Source organism: Pseudomonas guariconensis, from assembly GCF_040822035.1.
In the GTDB taxonomy this organism is placed as follows: domain Bacteria; phylum Pseudomonadota; class Gammaproteobacteria; order Pseudomonadales; family Pseudomonadaceae; genus Aquipseudomonas; species Aquipseudomonas guariconensis.
Window position 1 is genome coordinate 3,653,173 of the sequence record NZ_CP162012.1, and the last position, 18,556, is coordinate 3,671,728.

Annotated in this window: 13 protein-coding genes; 7 read left to right on the forward strand and 6 right to left on the reverse strand. The window is 63.3% G+C overall.

Features of this window, described 5'->3' with window-relative positions; all coding sequences use genetic code 11:
• Positions 1–80: 80 nt before the first annotated feature.
• Together AB1N67_RS16915 and AB1N67_RS16920 are read left to right on the forward strand one after the other, a co-directional pair.
• A complete protein-coding gene (locus tag AB1N67_RS16915; protein ID WP_043212887.1) occupies positions 81–761 on the forward strand; it encodes a heavy metal response regulator transcription factor in 681 nt (226 codons plus the stop codon).
• Positions 758–2,110, forward strand: a complete 1,353-nt coding sequence (locus tag AB1N67_RS16920) for a heavy metal sensor histidine kinase (protein WP_367863873.1) — start codon at positions 758–760, stop codon at positions 2,108–2,110. Before AB1N67_RS16915 ends, AB1N67_RS16920 begins: the two co-directional genes overlap by 4 nt.
• Positions 2,111–2,134: 24 nt before the next feature.
• Here the strand turns inward: AB1N67_RS16920 and AB1N67_RS16925 are convergent, their stop codons facing one another.
• The 3 genes from AB1N67_RS16925 to AB1N67_RS16935 all read right to left on the reverse strand — a co-directional run bounded on the left by AB1N67_RS16925 (position 2,135) and on the right by AB1N67_RS16935 (position 5,379).
• Positions 2,135–3,379, reverse strand: coding sequence for a lipoprotein-releasing ABC transporter permease subunit (locus AB1N67_RS16925; protein ID WP_043212881.1), 1,245 nt, complete (start codon positions 3,377–3,379; stop codon positions 2,135–2,137).
• A gap of 61 nt (positions 3,380–3,440) precedes the next feature.
• Entirely contained in the window at positions 3,441–4,121 is a 681-nt protein-coding gene (gene lolD / locus AB1N67_RS16930) for a lipoprotein-releasing ABC transporter ATP-binding protein LolD (protein ID WP_170831790.1), read from the reverse strand.
• A 7-nt stretch (positions 4,122–4,128) separates the two neighbouring features.
• Positions 4,129–5,379: a lipoprotein-releasing ABC transporter permease subunit gene (locus AB1N67_RS16935; protein ID WP_043212874.1), complete on the reverse strand. Its 1,251-nt coding sequence runs from the start codon at positions 5,377–5,379 to the stop codon at positions 4,129–4,131.
• A gap of 93 nt (positions 5,380–5,472) precedes the next feature.
• On the opposite strand from AB1N67_RS16935, the gene AB1N67_RS16940 reads away from it, so the two are divergent.
• Complete coding sequence (locus AB1N67_RS16940) at positions 5,473–6,057, forward strand: PilZ domain-containing protein (protein WP_043212871.1); 585 nt, start codon at positions 5,473–5,475, stop codon at positions 6,055–6,057.
• A 31-nt stretch (positions 6,058–6,088) separates the two neighbouring features.
• On the forward strand, positions 6,089–6,811 hold the full coding sequence (locus tag AB1N67_RS16945) for a glycerophosphodiester phosphodiesterase (RefSeq protein WP_043212869.1): 723 nt from the start codon (positions 6,089–6,091) through the stop codon (positions 6,809–6,811).
• Between the two features lie 42 nt (positions 6,812–6,853).
• On the opposite strand, the gene sthA is transcribed toward AB1N67_RS16945, so the two are convergent.
• From sthA to AB1N67_RS16960, 3 genes are all read right to left on the reverse strand, one after another.
• Entirely contained in the window at positions 6,854–8,248 is a 1,395-nt protein-coding gene (gene sthA / locus AB1N67_RS16950) for a Si-specific NAD(P)(+) transhydrogenase (protein WP_043212867.1), read from the reverse strand.
• Positions 8,249–8,450: 202 nt separating this feature from the next.
• Positions 8,451–9,449 carry an FAD:protein FMN transferase gene (locus tag AB1N67_RS16955; protein WP_367863307.1) on the reverse strand — a complete coding sequence of 333 codons (999 nt, stop codon included), beginning with the start codon at positions 9,447–9,449 and terminating at the stop codon, positions 8,451–8,453.
• 119 nt (positions 9,450–9,568) lie between these two features.
• A complete protein-coding gene (locus AB1N67_RS16960) occupies positions 9,569–11,032 on the reverse strand; it encodes a glyceraldehyde-3-phosphate dehydrogenase (protein ID WP_367863308.1) in 1,464 nt (487 codons plus the stop codon).
• A 167-nt stretch (positions 11,033–11,199) separates the two neighbouring features.
• On the opposite strand from AB1N67_RS16960, the gene mfd reads away from it, so the two are divergent.
• Genes mfd through AB1N67_RS16975 form a run of 3 tightly spaced genes read left to right on the forward strand, consistent with a single transcriptional unit; the run spans position 11,200 to position 18,547 of the window.
• Complete coding sequence (gene mfd, locus AB1N67_RS16965) at positions 11,200–14,649, forward strand: transcription-repair coupling factor (protein WP_090343882.1); 3,450 nt, start codon at positions 11,200–11,202, stop codon at positions 14,647–14,649.
• Between the two features lie 9 nt (positions 14,650–14,658).
• Entirely contained in the window at positions 14,659–15,231 is a 573-nt protein-coding gene (locus tag AB1N67_RS16970; protein ID WP_090343881.1) for a peptidoglycan binding protein CsiV, read from the forward strand.
• A gap of 16 nt (positions 15,232–15,247) precedes the next feature.
• Complete coding sequence (locus AB1N67_RS16975; protein WP_367863874.1) at positions 15,248–18,547, forward strand: SNF2-related protein; 3,300 nt, start codon at positions 15,248–15,250, stop codon at positions 18,545–18,547.
• The last annotated feature ends 9 nt before the right edge of the window (positions 18,548–18,556 follow it).

The following is an 18,556-nucleotide window of genomic DNA, read 5'->3' on the forward strand; positions in this document are numbered from 1 at the left end:
TTTCAGCCGTCACCTCCTGCGAACGCGGGCTTCCCCGCCCCACCGAGGCAGGTGCGTACTTTTCGAATTATGGACAGGACATGAAACTGCTGATCGTCGAAGACCAGGTCAAGACCGGCCAATACCTGCGCCAAGGGCTCAGCGAAGCCGGCTTTGCCACCGAACTCGCCTGTGATGGCGACACCGGCCAGCACCTGGCCTTGACTGGCGATCATGACCTGCTGATTCTCGATGTCATGCTCCCGGGGCGCAACGGCTGGCAGATCCTCCAGGCAGTACGCCAGGCTGGCCTGGAAACTCCAGTACTGTTCCTCACCGCCCGCGATGCCGTGGAAGACCGGGTCCATGGTCTGGAGCTGGGCGCGGACGACTATCTGGTCAAACCCTTCGCCTTCTCCGAGCTGCTGGCCAGGGTGCGCACGCTGCTTCGCCGGGGCGCCAATTCCAGCCAGGATACGCAACTGGGTCTGGCCGACCTGCGCCTGGACCTGATCCGCCGCCGCGCCGAACGCGCCGGCCAACGTATCGACCTGACCGCCAAGGAGTTCGCCCTGCTCGAACTGCTGTTGCGCCGCCAGGGCGAGGTACTGCCCAAATCGCTGATCGCCTCGCAAGTCTGGGACATGAATTTCGACAGCGACACCAATGTCATCGAGGTGGCGATCCGCCGCCTGCGCCTGAAGATCGACGATCACCATGACAACAAGCTGATCCATACCGTGCGCGGCATGGGCTACGTACTCGAGGAGCGCCACGACTGATGCCGCGCGTGTCCCTAGGCGGGCGTCTGGCCCTGCTGTTCGCCGTCTGCACGGCGGCCGTCTCGCTGACCGCCGGCCTGCTGTTCAGCCGCGCCAGCGAACGGCACTTCATCGAACTGGACCAGCAACTGCTCAATGGCCGGCTGTCCTTGATGCGCACCTTGCTCGAAGGCGTCACCCGCCCTGCCGACCTGGCGTCGCGCTTGCCCGCCCTTCGCAACGAACTGAGCCACCAGGCCGATCTGGCCTTGCGCATCCGCGGTGCGGATGGCGCGCTGTGGTTCGACAGCCGCAACGACTTGCCAGATACCCCCAGCCACACCGGGCTTACCACCCTGCATGCCGATGGCGTTGACTACCGCAGCCTGTGCATCCAACTGGACGAAGGCAGCCCAGACTCGGCCCAATTGACCCTCTTGCTGGACATCACCCACCACCAACACTTCCTGCAAGGCATGCAGCGTCTGATCTGGCTGACCGTCGGCTTCTCGGCTTTGGCCACGGCCCTGCTCGGCGCCTGGGCTGCTCGGCGCGGGCTGCGGCCCTTGCGCCAAATGGGCGAAGTGGCTGCCAGGGTCAATGCCCGTTCCCTGACCACCCGATTGCCCGTGGCCCAAATGCCGGAGGAGCTGGCCGAGCTGGCCACCACCGTCAATGCCATGTTGCAACGCCTGGATGATGCCTTTCAGCGCCTGTCGGCGTTTTCCGCCGACATCGCCCATGAGCTGCGCACACCGCTGTCCAACCTGCTGACCAACACCCAGGTCACCCTTACCCGTCCACGCAGCCTCGACGAGTATCGCGAGGCGTTGCACGGCAATTTGGAGGAACTGCAATGGATGGCCCAGCTGGTCAATGACATGCTCTACCTGGCCAAGGCCGATCACGGCCTGCTGATGCCCAACCGCGAGGCGTTGGACCTGGCGGTGGAGCTGGATGCCTTGCTGGAATACTACGCGCCGCTGGCCGAGGACGCCGAGGTGCGCCTGGTGCGCGAAGGCGAGGCGCGGCTGGAGGGCGACCGACATATGCTACGCAGGGCATTGTCCAATCTGCTGGACAATGCCCTGCGTTTCACGTCGCAAGGTGGGGAGATCCGCGTGTCGCTGCAGCCCGGGGCTCACATCGTCGTCGCCAACACCGGTCCTGCAATTGAACCGGCTGTTCTGCCCAGGCTTTTCGACCGTTTCTATCGGGCAGACCCCGCCCGACGGGAAGGCAGCAGCGAACATGCGGGATTGGGTCTGGCGATTACCCGTTCGATCATCCAGGCCCATGGCGGAAGCATCCGCGCCGAGTGCGCGCAGGGTTGGACGCGGTTCGTGATCGAGCTGCCCGAAACGTTGTGAAGGGGCCGCCATGGCCCCTTCAGATCACTCGTAACGCAGCGCCATCGCCGGCTCCACCTGGGAAGCCCGATACGCGGGATAAAGGGTGGCCAGGAAGCTCATGACCAGCCCCGCGGTGCAGATGATCGCCACATCTCCCCATTGCAGGTCAGAGGGCAGGCTGCTGATGAAGTACACGTCGGACGTGAAGATGTGCTGCCCGCTGATCCGCTCCAGCCAGCCCACGATCTGGCTGACATTGAGGGCCGCGATCACGCCTAGCACACCACCGACCAAGGTACCGACGATACCGATCAGCGAGCCTTGGACCATGAAGGTCCCCATGATTTGCGCAGGCGTCGCACCGATGGTGCGCAGGATGGCAATGTCCGAACCCTTGTCGTTCACCACCATCACCAAGGTGGCGATGATGTTGAATGCGGCCACCGCGATGATCATCATCAGCAACAGGCCGATCATGGTCTTTTCCATCTTCATGGCACTGAACAGGCTGCCTTGTGTGTGGGACCAGTCATCGGCGCGATAGGCATCGCCCAGGCCTGCGGCAATTGCCTTGGATACCTGGGGTGCGGCGTACAGGTCCTGCAGTTTCAGGCGCACCCCCTGCACGCTACCCGACGCCCAGCGCTGCATGTCGCCGGCATCGGCAACATGGATGTAAGCCTGGGAACCGTCGAGCTCGGCGCCCACCTTGAAGATGCCGACCACGGTCAGGCGCTGCATGCGCGGCGTGATACCGCCAGGGGCCTTGCTGATTTCAGGGACGATAAGCGTCAGCTTGTCGCCGGTATTGAGACGAAAACGCCGCGCGGTGAGCTCACCGATGACCACGCCATACTCGCCGGGGACCAGGTCCTGCAGGCGCCCCTGAACGATATGCTGACCGACGATGGAGACCTTGCCCTCCTCGGCCGGGTCGATGCCACTGACCTGGATCGGCTGCATCGCCCCCTTATAGGACAACATGCCTTCCATTTCCGTGATGGGCGCAGCTGCGACCACGGCAGGATTCTTCAGCGCCGCATCGGCCACCTTGCGCCAGTCATTCAGCGGCTGCACCCCCAGGATGCTGGCGTGTGGCACCAGCCCCAGGATGCGCGAGCTCATCTCACGCTGGAAACCGTTCATCACCGACAGCACCACGATCATCGCCAGCACGCCCAAGGACAGGCCGATCATCGAGGTCATGGAGATGAACGAGATGAATTGGTTGCGGCGCTTGGCACGGGTGTAGCGAGCACCGATGAACAAGGGCAAGGGTCTGAACATGTACGAGAACACCCAATGAAAAAAGGTTACGGCGCAGCCCGTGCCGCGCCGTGCAATCGACTCAGATCGGCACCAGACGGCCGTCTTCCAGGTGCAGCACGCGGTCCATCTGACGCGCCAGGTTCAAGTCGTGGGTGACCACCAGGAACGCCGTCTGCGAAGCGCTGGACAGCTCCTGCATCAATTCCTGGATACCAAGGGCGGTGTGGTGATCGAGGTTGCCGGTGGGCTCGTCGAGCATCACCAGGCCCGGGCGGTTGACCAGGGCACGGGCGATTGCCACGCGCTGGCGCTCGCCACCGGAAAGTTCGGCCGGCTTGTGGTTCAGACGATGACCCAGGCCCACCCGCTTGAGCAGGGCCTCGGCGCGCTCACGCGCTTCGGGGATCGGCGTGCGGCCGATCAGCAGCGGCATGCAGGCGTTCTCCAGGGCGGTGAACTCCGGCAGCAGATGGTGGAACTGGTAGACGAAGCCCAGCGCACGGTTGCGTAGCAGGCCACGGGCGCGCTCGCCAAGGGCAGACAGCTCCTCGCCCGCGAGCCAGACACTGCCCTGGGTGGGAGTGTCGAGGCCGCCAAGCAGGTTCAGCAAGGTACTCTTGCCGGAGCCGGAGCTGCCGACGATGGCCACCCGCTCACCTGCATGCAGCTCCAGGTTCAACCCGGACAGCACCTTCACCGACTCCGGCCCTTCCTCGTAGGACTTGCCCAGGTTGCGGCAGCTCAGTACGGCTTTATTCATGCGCGACTCACTCATAACGTAGCGCCTCTGCTGGCTGGGTGCGGGCCGCACGCCAGGCCGGATACAGGGTGGCGAAGAAACTAAGGACTAACGCCGCACCGCAGACCATCCAGACGTCCTCGGCCATGATCTGCGACGGCAAGTAATCGATGAAGTACACATCCGCGTTCAGGAACTTGTGCCCGATCAGCTTCTCGATGCCGGCGATCACCGCACTGACATTGAGTGCGGCGACGATGCCGACGACGGCACCGATCAACGTGCCGACCACGCCGATCACCGTCCCCTGGACCATGAAGATGGCCATGATCTGCCCCGGCGTGGCGCCGAGGGTACGCAGGATGGCGATGTCGCCACGCTTGTCGTTGACCACCATCACCAGTGTGGAAATGATGTTGAACGCCGCCACCGCCACGATCAGCAGCAGCAACAGGCCGATCATGGCCTTCTCCATACGGATGGCCTGGTACAGGTTGCCGTGGCTGCGAGTCCAGTCGCGGGTGTAGAACTCCTGCTCGCCCAGGCGTTGGGCGATATCCCAGGCCACACGCGGGGCCTGGAACAGGTCGTCGAACTTCAAGCGCAGGCCCTGGACCTGGTCGGCCTTCCAGCGGTGCAGGCGGGAGAGGTCGCTGATGTTGGTCAGGCCCAGGTAACCGTCGATTTCGCCGGCGCCAACGTGGAAGGTGCCGACCACGGTGAAGCGCTTCATGCGCGGGAACATGCCCGCCGGGGTCACGCTGACCTCCGGGGCGACGAAGGTCAGCTTGTCGCCGATACCCACGCCCAGCTTGGCCGCGGCTTTGTCACCGATCATGATGCCCCATTCGCCCGGCGCCAGCTTGTCGAGGCTGCCCTCCAGGACGAAATTCTCGATGATGGATACCTGCCGCTCCAGCGCAGGGTCGATGCCGTTGAGCAGCACCTTCTGCACCTTGCCGTCATGAGTCAGCAACCCCTGCATTTGGGTGAAGGGCGCGACCGCCAGCACCTGTGGATTCTGCTTTACTTGTTGGGCAAGACCCGACCAGTTGTCCAGCGGTTGGCCGGTTTCGAGCGTGGCATGGGGGATCATGCCCAGCACGCGGGTACGCATCTCGTGGTCGAAGCCGTTCATGACCGACAGCACCACGATCATCACCACCACGCCAAGGGCGAGGCCGATCATCGAAGTCAGCGAAATGAACGAGACGAAGTGGTTGCGACGCTTGGCACGGGTGTAGCGGGTGCCAATGAATACGAAAAGAGGTCTGAACATGTCGGGGCTTGTTCGGATGAAAGGGAACGTCCTTGTGGCAGGGCGCCTGCAGCGGCTTTACACTCGGACCACCGCCGTAACCATGGGTTCGCCATGACGACACTAGACGAAGAAGATCGCCGCGAATACTACCGCATCGAAGACAGTATCGCACTTGAAATCAACGCCTTGGACACGGCCCAAGGCCAGGAGACAGACCTGTTGCAGGATGCTTCACCGCTGTTCAATCTGCTCAGCGAACTGCACCTGGCCGACTTCGAGTCCCAGCACCTGATGCGCCAGTTGAGCGAGAAGGACCGCACCCTCGCGGCCTTCCTGCGGGTACAGAACAAACGCATCGACCTGCTCAGCGCGGTGCTCGCCCAGACCCTGCTGGGTGAAATCGGCAAGCCCCGGCGGGTGATTCTCTCCGAAGGCGGCATCGAGTTCGCCCATGCAACGCCCATCGCCCCCGGTACGCGACTGGCAGTGAAGATGATCCTCATGCCCCGTGCCCTCGGCCTACTGCTGCGCGCGCGGGTCACCCACTGCGACCCACGCCCGGAAGGCAATCACGAGGTCGGCACCGAATTCATCGACATGACCGACGCCCAGCGCCAACTGCTGGCCCGGTACATCCTGCAGCGCCAGCAACAACAACGACGCCAGGCGCTGGAACAGAACGACCCCGCCTCTTGAGCCTTTTCCATTTTGACCTGAAGGAACGAACGTGACCCTGATCTATGGCCATCGCGGCGCCAAGGGCGAAGCGCCCGAGAATACCCTGAACAGCTTCCGCCAGTGCTTGTCACATGGCGTCGATCGCTGCGAACTGGACCTGCACCTGTCGGCCGACAACGAGCTGATGGTGATCCACGACCCGACGCTCAAGCGCACCACCGGTCGGCGCGGCAAGGTGGTCGAGCACACCGCCGCCGAGCTGGTCACCTACGATGCACGTAAGGGCGGCCCGGGCTGGGTGCAGCCCTGCCCCATCCCACGCCTGGAAGAGCTGTTCGAGAAGTGCGCTTTCGCGCATTGGCAACTGGAGGTCAAGAGCGCCTCGCGTACCCGCGCCGCCAGTACCGTGCTGGCGATTCGCGAGCTGGCGCAGCAGTACGGCCTGCTGGACAAGATCACCATTACCTCGAGCTCCCGGGAGGTGCTTGGCGCCGCGCTGGAACTGGTGCCGGATGTGTCTCGCGGACTGGTCGCCGAGTACGCCTGGCTCGACCCGCTGAAGGTGGCCCAGAACTATGGCTGCCAGATGCTGGCCTTGAACTGGACACTGTGCACGCCCGAGCGCCTGATCAAGGCACAGCGTCAGGGGTTGCACGTATCGGTGTGGACGGTCAACGAACCGGCGCTGATGCGCCGGCTCGCCGACTTTGGCGTAGACAGCCTGATTACAGACTTTCCCGGTTTGGCCATGACCACCCTTGGGAAGGGCTGAATCCGGACTCCCCGACCGGCTCAGGCCACCGGCCGGAGCCGCTCAAAAAAGCCGGTTCAGGCCGTCGTAGGCCGCTACCCGATAGGCTTCGGCCATGGTCGGGTAGTTGAAGGTGGTGTTGACGAAGTACTTCAGATTGTTCTGCTCACCGGGCTGGTTCATGATCGCCTGGCCGATGTGGACGATCTCCGAGGCCTGGTAGCCGAAGCAGTGTACACCCAGGATTTCCAAGGTCTCGCGGTGGAACAGGATCTTCAGCATGCCCTGAGGCTCACCGGCGATCTGGGCACGGGCCATGCTCTTGAAGAAGGCCTTACCCACTTCATACGGCACCTTGGCCTGCGTCAGCTCCTGCTCGTTCTTGCCGATCGAGCTGATCTCCGGAATGGTGTAGATGCCGGTCGGCACGTCATCGACGAAACGCCAGCTGCCATTGTCGACGATGCTGCCAGCGGCGGAACGCCCCTGGTCGTGGGCAGCGCTGGCCAGGCTCGGCCAGCCGATCACGTCACCGGCGCCATAGACGTTCGGCACGCTGGTACGGTAGGCCTCGTCGACCTCGATCTGGCCGCGGCTGTTGACCTTGATTCCGATGTTCTCCAGGCCCAGCTTGTCAGTGTTGCCGGTACGGCCGTTGCACCACAGCAAGGCATCGGCCTTGATCTTCTTGCCCGACTTCAAGTGCAGGATCACACCGTTGTCCAAGCCTTCGACCCGCTCGTACTCCTCGTTGTGGCGTACAGTGATGTTGTTGTTGCTGAAGTGGTAGCTCAGCGCCTGGGAGATTTCCGAATCCAGGAAGCTCAGCAGTTGGCCGCGGTTATCCACCAGCTCGACCAGCACGCCCAGGCCACTGAAAATGGAGGCGTATTCACAACCGATCACGCCAGCGCCATAGACGATCAGCTTGCGCGGGGTATGGCTCAGGCTGAGGATGGTGTCGCTGTCGTAGACGCGCGGGTGGTGGAAGTCGATATCGGCCGGACGGTACGGACGCGAGCCGGTGGCGATGATGATGTGCTTGGCGACCAGTTTCTCGACCACACCGTTGGAGCACACCACTTCGACGGTCTGCTCATCGGCGAAGCTGCCGGTGCCGACGAACACGTCGACGCGGTTGCGCGCGTAGTAGCCGGTGCGCGAGGCCACTTGCTTGGAGATCACCTTCTCGGCGCTCTTGAGCACATCGGGGAAGGAGAACCAGCGCGGCTCACCGATGGCGCGGAACATCGGGTTGGTGTTGAACTGCATGATCTGGCGCACCGAGTGACGCAGGGCCTTGGACGGGATGGTGCCCAAGTGAGTGCAGTTGCCGCCGACCTGGCGACGGCTGTCGACCATGGCCACCTTGCGTCCTGCTTTGGCGGCATTCATTGCCGCACCTTCTCCGGCCGGGCCGGAACCCAGCACCACTACGTCGTAGTTATAGACAGCCATGCGTACTCCTTCAGAACTGGCCCGCCGACCGGATGGCCGCGGGGCACGATCATGTCGCCGGGGCGCCATGAGAAAATTCGGGTGCAGTCTAATCAAGCGTGAACGCCGCGCACATTAACCCTTGGTCGCGTCGTAGGCCAATTTTGCCTGCACTACATGTCATTCACCGATTCCCTGGCGACGATCATCCGTGTTTGCGCTTTCACTCGCCTTTCAGTGCCCGCTCGAACGCAGGCGTAACACGAGAGACGAAGCCACCCTCGGCCCGGGTCACCAGCACCGCGGCAATACCATGGGCGACAGCGAAGTCCCAGCCTTGTTCCGGCCCCAGGATCAACAACAGGGTCGAGTAGCCATCGGCTTGGAGCGCCGAGGCATCGAGCACGGTGACAGCAGCCAGGTCATGTTCGACCGGACGCCCCAAGCGGGCATCGAAGGTGTGCGAATAGCGCCGGCCATTGTCCTTGAAATAGTGCCGATAGTCACCCGAGGTCGATACAGCCAGACCATCCACGGCGATGACTTGGCGCGCGACCTGACGGTCTTCGCGCGGCAGTTCCAGAGCCACCCGCCACGGACCGCCATCGGGCTTGCGACCCACAGCCTTGAGTTCGCCCGTGGCTTCGACAAGAAAGCTTGCGACGCCCATCGCCCCTAGGCGCTCGGCGATCAGGTCCACGGCGTGGCCTGCGGCGATACTGTTGAAATCCAGTTCCACTGCAGCGCCCTTGCACAGGATGTCGCCATCGATGCGCAAGTGGTGATAGCCGACGCGCTGACGGGCCTGGGCCAACTGCAACGGGTCAGGCACCTGCTCTTGGCGCGCCTGAGGGCCGAAGCCCCAGAGATCGAGCAATGGCTCGACGGTCAGGTCGAAAGCGCCCTGGCTTTGTTCGGCCAACTGCTGACCAAACCCGACCAACGCCAGCATGTCCTTTCCCAGCGCTTGGCATTGGCCTGCCTGCAACTGGTTGAAGCGGCTGACCGCAGAATCGCCACGGTAGGTTGAATAGTGCTCGTCGACATCACGCAGGATGGCTTCCACTGCCTCCTGCACCTCGAGGCGCGATGGTCCACCCGGCTCGCGGACATACTGGATGCTGTAGCTGCTGCCCATGGTCGGGCCGCCAAAGCGCTCCAGGCTCGGAGCCTGGTCGCAGCCAACCAGGAACATCAGGGTGAGCAGAAGACCTTTACACAATTTCAAGTTTCTCGACTGGCCGTACTGACCTCTTCGCAGGCTTACCCATGAATGCCCGCACACGGCATAAAAAAACGGGAACCCGAAGGTTCCCGTTTCTTCAACGCATTACAAGCGGATCAGCGTGGAAACGCTGGCGGGTTCACACCAGCCATCTCTTCCATCACACGCACCACCTGGCAGCTATAACCGAACTCGTTGTCGTACCAGACGTACAGGACAACGCGGTTGTCGTTGCAGATGGTCGCTTCGGCGTCGACCACACCGGCGTGGCGCGAGCCCACGAAGTCGGTGGAGACCACTTCCTGGGAGCTGACGTAATCGATCTGCTTGTGCAGTTCCGAGTGCATGGCGGTCTGGCGCAGGTACTCGTTGATCTCGTCGCGGTTGGTGGCCTTTTCCAGGTTCAGGTTGAGGATGGCCATCGAGACGTTCGGCGTCGGCACGCGAATGGCGTTGCCGGTCAGCTTGCCCTTGAGCACAGGCAGTGCCTTGGCTGCAGCGGTGGCTGCGCCGGTCTCGGTGATGACCATGTTCAACGGTGCGGCGCGGCCGCGGCGGCTACCCTTGTGGAAGTTGTCGATCAGGTTCTGGTCGTTGGTGAACGAGTGAACGGTTTCGACGTGGCCGTTGATGATGCCGTACTGGTCATTGACGGCCTTGAGCACCGGCACGATGGCGTTGGTGGTGCAGGACGCAGCGGAGATGATCTTGTCATCGGCGCTGATATCGCCATGGTTGATGCCGTGAACGATGTTCTTCAGCGCGCCTTTGCCCGGAGCGGTGAGGATCACGCGATCGATGCCAGGGCACTTGAGATGCTGACCCAGGCCTTCGGCGTCACGCCATTTACCGGTGTTGTCCACCAGCAGGGCGTTGTCGATGCCGTATTGGGTGTAGTCGATCGAGGCCGGATCGTTGGAGTAGATCACCTGGATCAGGTTGCCGTTGGCGGTGATGGTGTTGTGCTCTTCGTCGATGACGATGGTGCCGTCGAACGGACCATGTACCGAGTCGCGGCGCAGCAGGCTGGCACGCTTGGTCAGGTCGTTCTCGGCGCCCTTGCGCACGACGATTGCACGCAGGCGCAGGCCGTCGCCGCCACCGGTCTTCTCGATCAGGATACGCGCCAGCAGGCGGCCGATGCGACCGAAGCCGTACAGGACGACGTCGGTGCCCTTGCGGGCGGACAGGTTCTGCTGACCGACGACATCGGCCAGTTCTTCACGCACGAACTGCTCGACGTTGCGGCCGTTGCCTTCGAGCTTGAACTTGTTTGCCAGCTTGCCCAGGTCGACCGAAGCGGCGCCCAGTTTCAGCTCGCTCATGGCCTTGAGCAGGGGGAATGTCTCGTGGACGGACAGCTCGGTTTCGTCGGTCTGACGGTGACGGGCAAAGCGGTGGGCTTTGAGGATCGAGATAACCGAACGATTGATCAGGCTGCGGCCATAGATCGAGCTCACCACGTTATTGTTGCGGTAGAGCTGACCGATAAGCGGGATCATCGCTTCAGCCAGGGCTTCACGATCGATCCACTCACCAAGACACTGGTCGGGCTTCTGAGTCACGGGAACCTTCCACATGTAGGGGGAGAAAAAAGGGGCTACATTATGACGCCCCTCGACGTATCGGGCAATGAGCGCCTGTCGCCGCCGCTCGAGCCCGTCGCCAAGCCCTTCCGAGCCTGACAGCGCGCACCAGCACCGGTACAATTGTCCTCTTTGCCGCAACGCTTGGAGTCCAATCTCCCGTGTCAGTTCTGCGCCTACCGCAATTATCGGCCACGGCCGGCAAACAAACCTGGGGAAACCTGCCCGGGGCCGCCCTGAGCCTGGCCATCGCCGAAGCCGCCAGCAGCGCCGGTCGCTTCACCCTGCTGTTGACCGCCGACAGCCAGGCTGCCGACCGCCTGGAACAGGAGCTGCGCTTCTTCGCGCCCGACCTGCCGGTGCTGCCGTTCCCCGATTGGGAAACCCTGCCCTACGACCTGTTCTCGCCCCACCAGGACATCATTTCCCAGCGCATCGCCAGTCTCTATCGGCTGCCTGAGCTCGATCACGGCATCCTCGTGGTGCCGATCACCACCGCCCTGCACCGCCTGGCCCCGACCCGCTTCCTGCTGGGCAGCAGCCTGGTGCTGGATGTGGGCCAGACGATCGACGTCGAACAAATGCGCACGCGCCTGGAAGCCAGCGGCTACCGCTGCGTCGACACGGTCTACGAGCATGGCGAGTTCGCCGTGCGTGGCGCCCTGATCGACCTGTTCCCCATGGGCAGCAAGCTGCCCTACCGGATCGACCTGTTCGACGATGAGATCGAGACCCTGCGCACCTTCGATCCCGAGACCCAGCGCTCGATCGACAAGGTCGACTCGGTCCGCCTGCTGCCGGCCCGCGAGTTCCCGATGCAGAAGGACGAGGTCACCCGCTTCAAGGCGCGCTTTCGTGAGCGTTTCGACGTGGATTTCCGGCGCAGCGCGATTTTCCAGGACTTGACCAGCGGCATCATTCCCGCCGGTATCGAGTACTACCTGCCGCTGTTCTTCGAAGAAACCTCGACCCTCTTCGACTACTTGCCGACCGACACCCAGGTGTTCTCCCTGCCGGGTGTCGAACAGGCAGCCGAGCATTTCTGGAACGATGTGCGCGGACGCTACGAAGAGCGCCGCGGCGACCTGTCCCGCCCCCTGCTGCCACCGGCCGAGCTGTTCCTGCCGGTCGAGGACTGCTTCGCCCAGCTCAAGCAGTGGCCCCGGGTCGTGGTCAGCAGCGACGAGATCGAAACCGGCGCGGGTCGTCTACGGTTCCCGGCGCGAGCCTTGCCGAATCTGGCGATCGAAGCCAAGGCCAACCAGCCACTGGCGGAGCTGTCGAATTTCCTCGAGCAGTTCCCCGGACGCGTGCTGTTCACCGCCGAATCGGCCGGCCGCCGCGAAGTGCTGCTGGAACTGCTCGAGCGCTTGAAGCTGCGCCCTCAAACCGTCGAAGGCTGGGCCGACTTCGTCACCGGCAAGGACCGCCTGGCCATCACCATCGCCCCGCTCGACGACGGCCTGCTGCTGGATGACCCAGGCCTGGCCCTGATCGCCGAGAGCCCGTTGTTCGGCCAGCGCGTGATGCAGCGCCGGCGTCGTGAAAAACGTGGTGAGGCGGCCAACGATGCCGTCATCAAGAACCTCACCGAACTGCGCGAAGGTGCACCCGTGGTGCATATCGACCACGGCGTGGGACGTTACCTGGGCCTGGCCACCCTGGAAATCGAAGGCCAGGCCGCCGAGTTCCTGACCTTGGAATATGCAGAGGGCGCCAAGCTCTACGTACCGGTGGCCAACCTGCACCTGATCGCCCGCTACACCGGCAGCGACGATGCCCTGGCCCCACTGCACCGCCTTGGCTCCGAAGCCTGGCAAAAGGCCAAGCGCAAAGCCGCCGAGCAAGTCCGTGACGTGGCGGCCGAACTGCTCGACATCTATGCCCGGCGCGCCGCCCGCAAGGGGCATGCATTCGCCGATCCGGCCGCAGACTACGCCACCTTCAGTGCCGGCTTCCCGTTCGAGGAAACCCCGGACCAGCAATCGGCCATCGAGGCAGTGCGCGCCGACATGCTCGCCGGCAAGCCGATGGACCGCCTGGTGTGCGGCGACGTCGGCTTCGGCAAGACCGAAGTGGCCATGCGCGCAGCGTTCATTGCCGTGCACAGTGGCCGCCAGGTGGCAGTACTGGTGCCTACCACTCTGCTCGCCCAGCAGCACTACAACAGTTTCCGCGACCGTTTCGCCGACTGGCCGGTGACCGTCGAGGTGATGAGCCGCTTCAAGTCGGCCAAGGAAGTCAGCGCCGCCGCCGCAGAGCTGGCCGAAGGCAAGATCGACATCCTCATCGGCACCCACAAGCTGCTGCAGGACGACGTGCGCTTCAAGGACCTAGGCCTGGTGATCATCGATGAGGAGCATCGTTTCGGTGTGCGTCAGAAGGAACAGCTCAAGGCCCTGCGCAGCGAGGTGGACATCCTTACCCTGACCGCCACGCCTATTCCACGCACCCTCAACATGGCCGTGTCGGGCATGCGGGACCTCTCGATCATCGCCACCCCGCCGGCGCGACGCCTGTCGGTGCGCACCTTCGTCATGGAGCAGAACAAGAGCACGGTCAAAGAGGCGCTGCTGCGTGAATTGCTGCGTGGCGGCCAGGTGTACTACCTGCACAACGACGTCAAGAGCATCGAAAAATGCGCCGCCGAGCTGGCCGAACTGGTACCCGAGGCACGTATCGGCATCGGCCACGGCCAGATGCGCGAGCGCGAACTCGAGCAGGTGATGAGCGACTTCTATCACAAGCGCTTCAACGTGCTGGTTGCCTCGACCATCATCGAGACGGGTATCGACGTGCCGAGCGCCAACACCATCGTCATCGAACGCGCAGACAAGTTCGGTCTGGCCCAGCTACACCAGTTGCGCGGCCGGGTCGGACGCAGCCACCACCAGGCCTACGCCTACCTGCTGACGCCGCCGCGCCAGCAGATCAGCGCCGATGCCGAAAAACGCCTCGAGGCCATCGCCAACACCCAGGACCTGGGTGCAGGTTTCGTGCTGGCCACCAACGACCTGGAGATTCGCGGTGCCGGCGAGCTGCTCGGCGAAGGCCAGAGCGGGCAGATTCAGGCCGTGGGCTTCACCCTCTACATGGAAATGCTCGAGCGCGCCGTCAAGGCCATCCGCAAGGGCACCCAGCCGAACCTCGAGCAACCGCTTGGTGGCGGCCCGGAGATCAACCTGCGTCTACCGGCGCTGATTCCCGAGGACTATCTGCCGGACGTGCATGCCCGTCTGATTCTCTACAAACGCATCGCCTCGGCCGCCGACGAAGAGGGCCTCAAGGACCTGCAAGTGGAAATGATCGACCGCTTCGGCCTGCTGCCTGAACCGACCAAGAACCTGATGCGCCTGACCCTGCTCAAGCTGCAGGCGGAAAAACTCGGCATCAAGAAAGTCGATGCCGGCCCCAATGGCGGCAAGCTCGAGTTCGAGGCCGAAACCCCGGTCGACCCGCTGACCCTGATCAAGCTGATCCAGGGCCAGCCCAAGCGCTACAAATTCGAGGGCGCCACGCAGTTCCGCTTCCTCGTGCCGATGGAGCGCCCCGATGAACGTTTCAACACCCTGGAGGCGCTGTTCGAGCGCCTGACCCCACAGCCTGCCTAAGGAAGATCCATGCGTGCCATTCGTTGCCTGACCTTGATGCTGACGCTGTTCGCGCCGGCCGCCTTCGCCGAAGGCCTTTATCAGGTGGAAATGATCCTGGTGCGGCAGAACGCCGTACCTGCGGTAACCAGCCCGTTCGCCCCCGAAGATTGGAGCGCCGGCGCCCCCCGCCTGGACAAGGGCGCCGAGCGCCCACTGGCGCTGGAGGACGAAGTCACCCGCTTGCAAGCCACCGCCGACTACACCGTGCTGATGCACAAGGCCTGGCAGCAGGAAGTGGGCAGCGAACCGAGCCGTATCGCCCTGAGTGCAGGCCAGGAGCAGTTCGGTCATTTCCCCATCGAGGGCAACCTGAGCATCGCCGATGGCCGCTTCATCGCCGTGCAGGCCAACTTCTGGGTGAACCAGCTCGATGGCAATGGTGCCGTGGTGCGCAGCGAGCAGTTCAAGCAGAGCAACAGCAACATGAAAGGCAACCAGCTGACCTTCCTCGACGGCGGGCACCTTGCCGTACTGCTGAAGGTGACACCCGCTGGCATGCGCAAGATGCCGGTGATGGATCCGGAGATGATGGAGCAGTGAGGTGAGCGAGAGCGATGTGCGGCGCCTGCTTCAGCGCGATGAAAGCTGGAAGGCGGACTTCGACGACGGAGCGCTCGCCCGTGGACAGAACTACGCGGCGCAGGGCCGGACAAAAACGCTTTCGATCCATGACAGAACGATAGAAGCTGCCTGCCTGGGCTCGGCAGGCCAGCGCTACACTCAGAAGATCCTTCTCGAGCCGAACGCTGGCAGGCTGCGGGTACTGGGCCGCTGCAGCTGTCCTGTGGGCGTCAACTGCAAACATTGCGCTGCGACACTTTTCCATTTGCACGCGTCCCTCGATGACCATGACGCCAGCGACGGGCTGTCCCTTCCCCCGGAGCTGAGCCAGTGGGTCAAGGCACTGGAAACGCCCGAGTCTGCGCCGGCCAATCCAAGCCCTTCACGCAAAGGGCCGGCCATCTACTACCAGATCAGCCTGAACCAGGCGCAATGTCGGCTGGAGGCGGTGAAAGGCACACGCCAGAACGACGGCACACTGAAGCTGAGCAGGATCACCTCGCTGCCGGAAATGATCTACTACACGCCACGCTATGTAACCGAAGCCGATGCGCGGCTGCTGCGCCTGATCAGCGCCCAGAACAGCAACGTCGTCTCGCCGGTAACCCGCCTGGAGGGGAAAAAGGGTTCCGAACTCCTCGAGTACGCATTGGCAAGCGGTCACCTGCTGTTCGACCAGCAGCAGGAGCCGCTGACTCCTGGCCCGGATCAGGCCGCCGAGTTTCGCTGGGTCCGACTGGAGGACGGCGCGTACCGGGGCGTCTGGCATCACGACAGCGACACACCGCTGCAGGTCCTGCCGCTCGACCCGCTGTATTACGTCAATCCGCAGACCCGCCAAACCGGCAGGCTGCAACATAACCTGGACCCATTCATCGCCAGCCAGCTGGCGCGCGCGCCCATCGTACCCGAACACCTGGTTGTCCCTTTGAGTCACCGCCTGAATGCCTTGAACCGCCAAGTCCCCACCCCTACCGCCGTGCGTAGCGAAGAGCACGATGACATCCAGCCACGTCCGCACCTGACCCTGGGCAGCCTGGAATTCAGTGCCTACATGCCCAAGACCGGGCGTATGCAGCGTCAGATGCAGCATCGCGCTGCGCTGGCGTTCAGTTATGACGGCCTGCTTGCCAGCGGCACCGATGAAAAGCCCCTGAGCCGCCTGGTAGGCGAAACCAGCCAGCGCATCCGTCGCCAGCCCAAGACCGAGCAAGCCTTTCGCCAAACCCTGCGCGAATTGGGCTTCAAGCCTGCCACCCGACAGAGCAAAGCTCTGCCGGACAGCGCAGGCGAGATGCTCCAGCTACCCGACGATGAGGCTTGGCTGCGCTTTGCCCGCGAAGGGCTGCCCAAACTGCGTCAGGCCGGCTGGGAGATCGACATTCCTCGGGATTTCGCCTTCGATCTACAGGAGGTGGACGACTGGTACGCCACCGTCCAAGAAGCGCCGGGCCATGAATGGTTCGATCTCGAGCTGGGTATCGTGGTCGATGGGCAACGCCACAGCCTGCTGCCGATCGTGCTGCAGCTGTTGCGCAGCAGTCCTGAACTGCTGCGCGCCGGCGAACTGGCCCGACGTAGCGACGATGAACACCTGCTCATCGACCTCAACCGCGGCCGCCAGGACAGCCCTGCCCTGCGTGTCGCCCTGCCCTACGGCCGGATCAAAGCGGTGATGGGCACCCTCGGCGAGCTCTACCTGCATGAAGATGCTGTCGGCCCATCCCTGCGCCTGGAGCGTGCCGATGCGGCGCGACTGAACGATATCGAGCACCTGCCCCTGCACTGGGAAGGCGGCGAGCATGTGCGTGAGCTGGGCCGACAACTGCGCGATGCGCGTGATTTGCAGATCGAGCCGCCCAAGGAGCTCAAGGCCGAGCTGCGCCCCTACCAGCAGCAAGGTCTGAACTGGCTGCAGGCCCTGCGCGAAATGGGCACCGGCGGCATCCTGGGCGATGACATGGGCCTGGGCAAGACCCTGCAGACCCTTGCTCACCTGCTGCTTGAGAAACAAAGCGCACGCCTGGAGCAACCGGCCCTGGTGGTGATGCCCACGAGCCTTGTGCCCAACTGGCTCGATGAAGCCCAACGCTTCGCTCCCGCACTTCGCGTCCTGGCATTGCATGGCCCGGGCCGCAGCAAGCACTTCACCGCGCTGCACGACTACGATGTGATCCTGACCACCTACGCCCTGCTCCCGCGGGATCTGGAGCACCTGCGTTCAGTGCACTGGAGCCTGCTGATTCTCGACGAGGCGCAGAACATCAAGAGCAGTACCAGCAAGGCAGCCCAAGCGGTCTGCGATCTGAAGGCAGGCCAGCGCCTGTGCCTGACCGGCACCCCGATGGAGAACAACCTGGGCGAGCTATGGTCGCTGTTCCACTTCCTGATGCCTGGCTGGCTGGGCGATCTGAAGCGCTTCAACCAGGACTACCGCACACCGATCGAACGCCACGGCGATACCGAACGCATGGCGCATCTGGCCAGTCGCATCCGACCATTCCTGCTGCGCCGGACCAAGGAACAGGTGGCCACCGAGCTGCCGGCCAAAACCGAGATGATCCACTGGGTCGAGCTCAGCGATGCCCAGCGCGACACCTACGAAGCCGTGCGCGTGGCCATGGACAAGAAAGTCCGTGACGAGATAGCCCGCAATGGGGCGGCGCGCAGTCAGATCGTCATCCTCGATGCCTTGCTCAAGCTGCGCCAGGTGTGCTGTGACCTTCGCCTGGTCAAGGGCGTGGAGGCCAAGGGCAACCAGGCCGACAAGGGCAAGCTCGGCAGTTTGATGGACATGCTTGAGGAGTTGCTCAGCGAGGGGCGCCGGGTGCTGCTGTTTTCGCAATTCACCTCGATGCTGGCGTTGATCGAGACCGAACTTGCCAAGCGCAATGTCCGCTATAGCCTACTGACCGGTGACACCCGTGACCGACGCACCCCTGTGCAGCAGTTTCAGACCGGCGAAAGCGAGGTATTCCTGATCAGCCTCAAGGCCGGCGGCACGGGCCTGAACCTGACGGCTGCCGACACGGTGATCCACTACGACCCGTGGTGGAATCCAGCCAGCGAAAGCCAGGCCACCGACCGTGCCTATCGCATAGGCCAGGACAAGCCGGTGTTTGTGTTCAAGCTGATCACCCGAGGCACGGTAGAAGAAAAGATCCAGCAGCTTCAACAGGAAAAGGCAGCGCTGGCAGCCGGCCTGCTCGATGGCGGATCGGCTGGCCAATGGCGCTTGGGCGATGAGGAGATCGAGGCACTGTTTGCGCCACTGCCTGGCAAGCGCAGTCGCTGATCTGTGGAG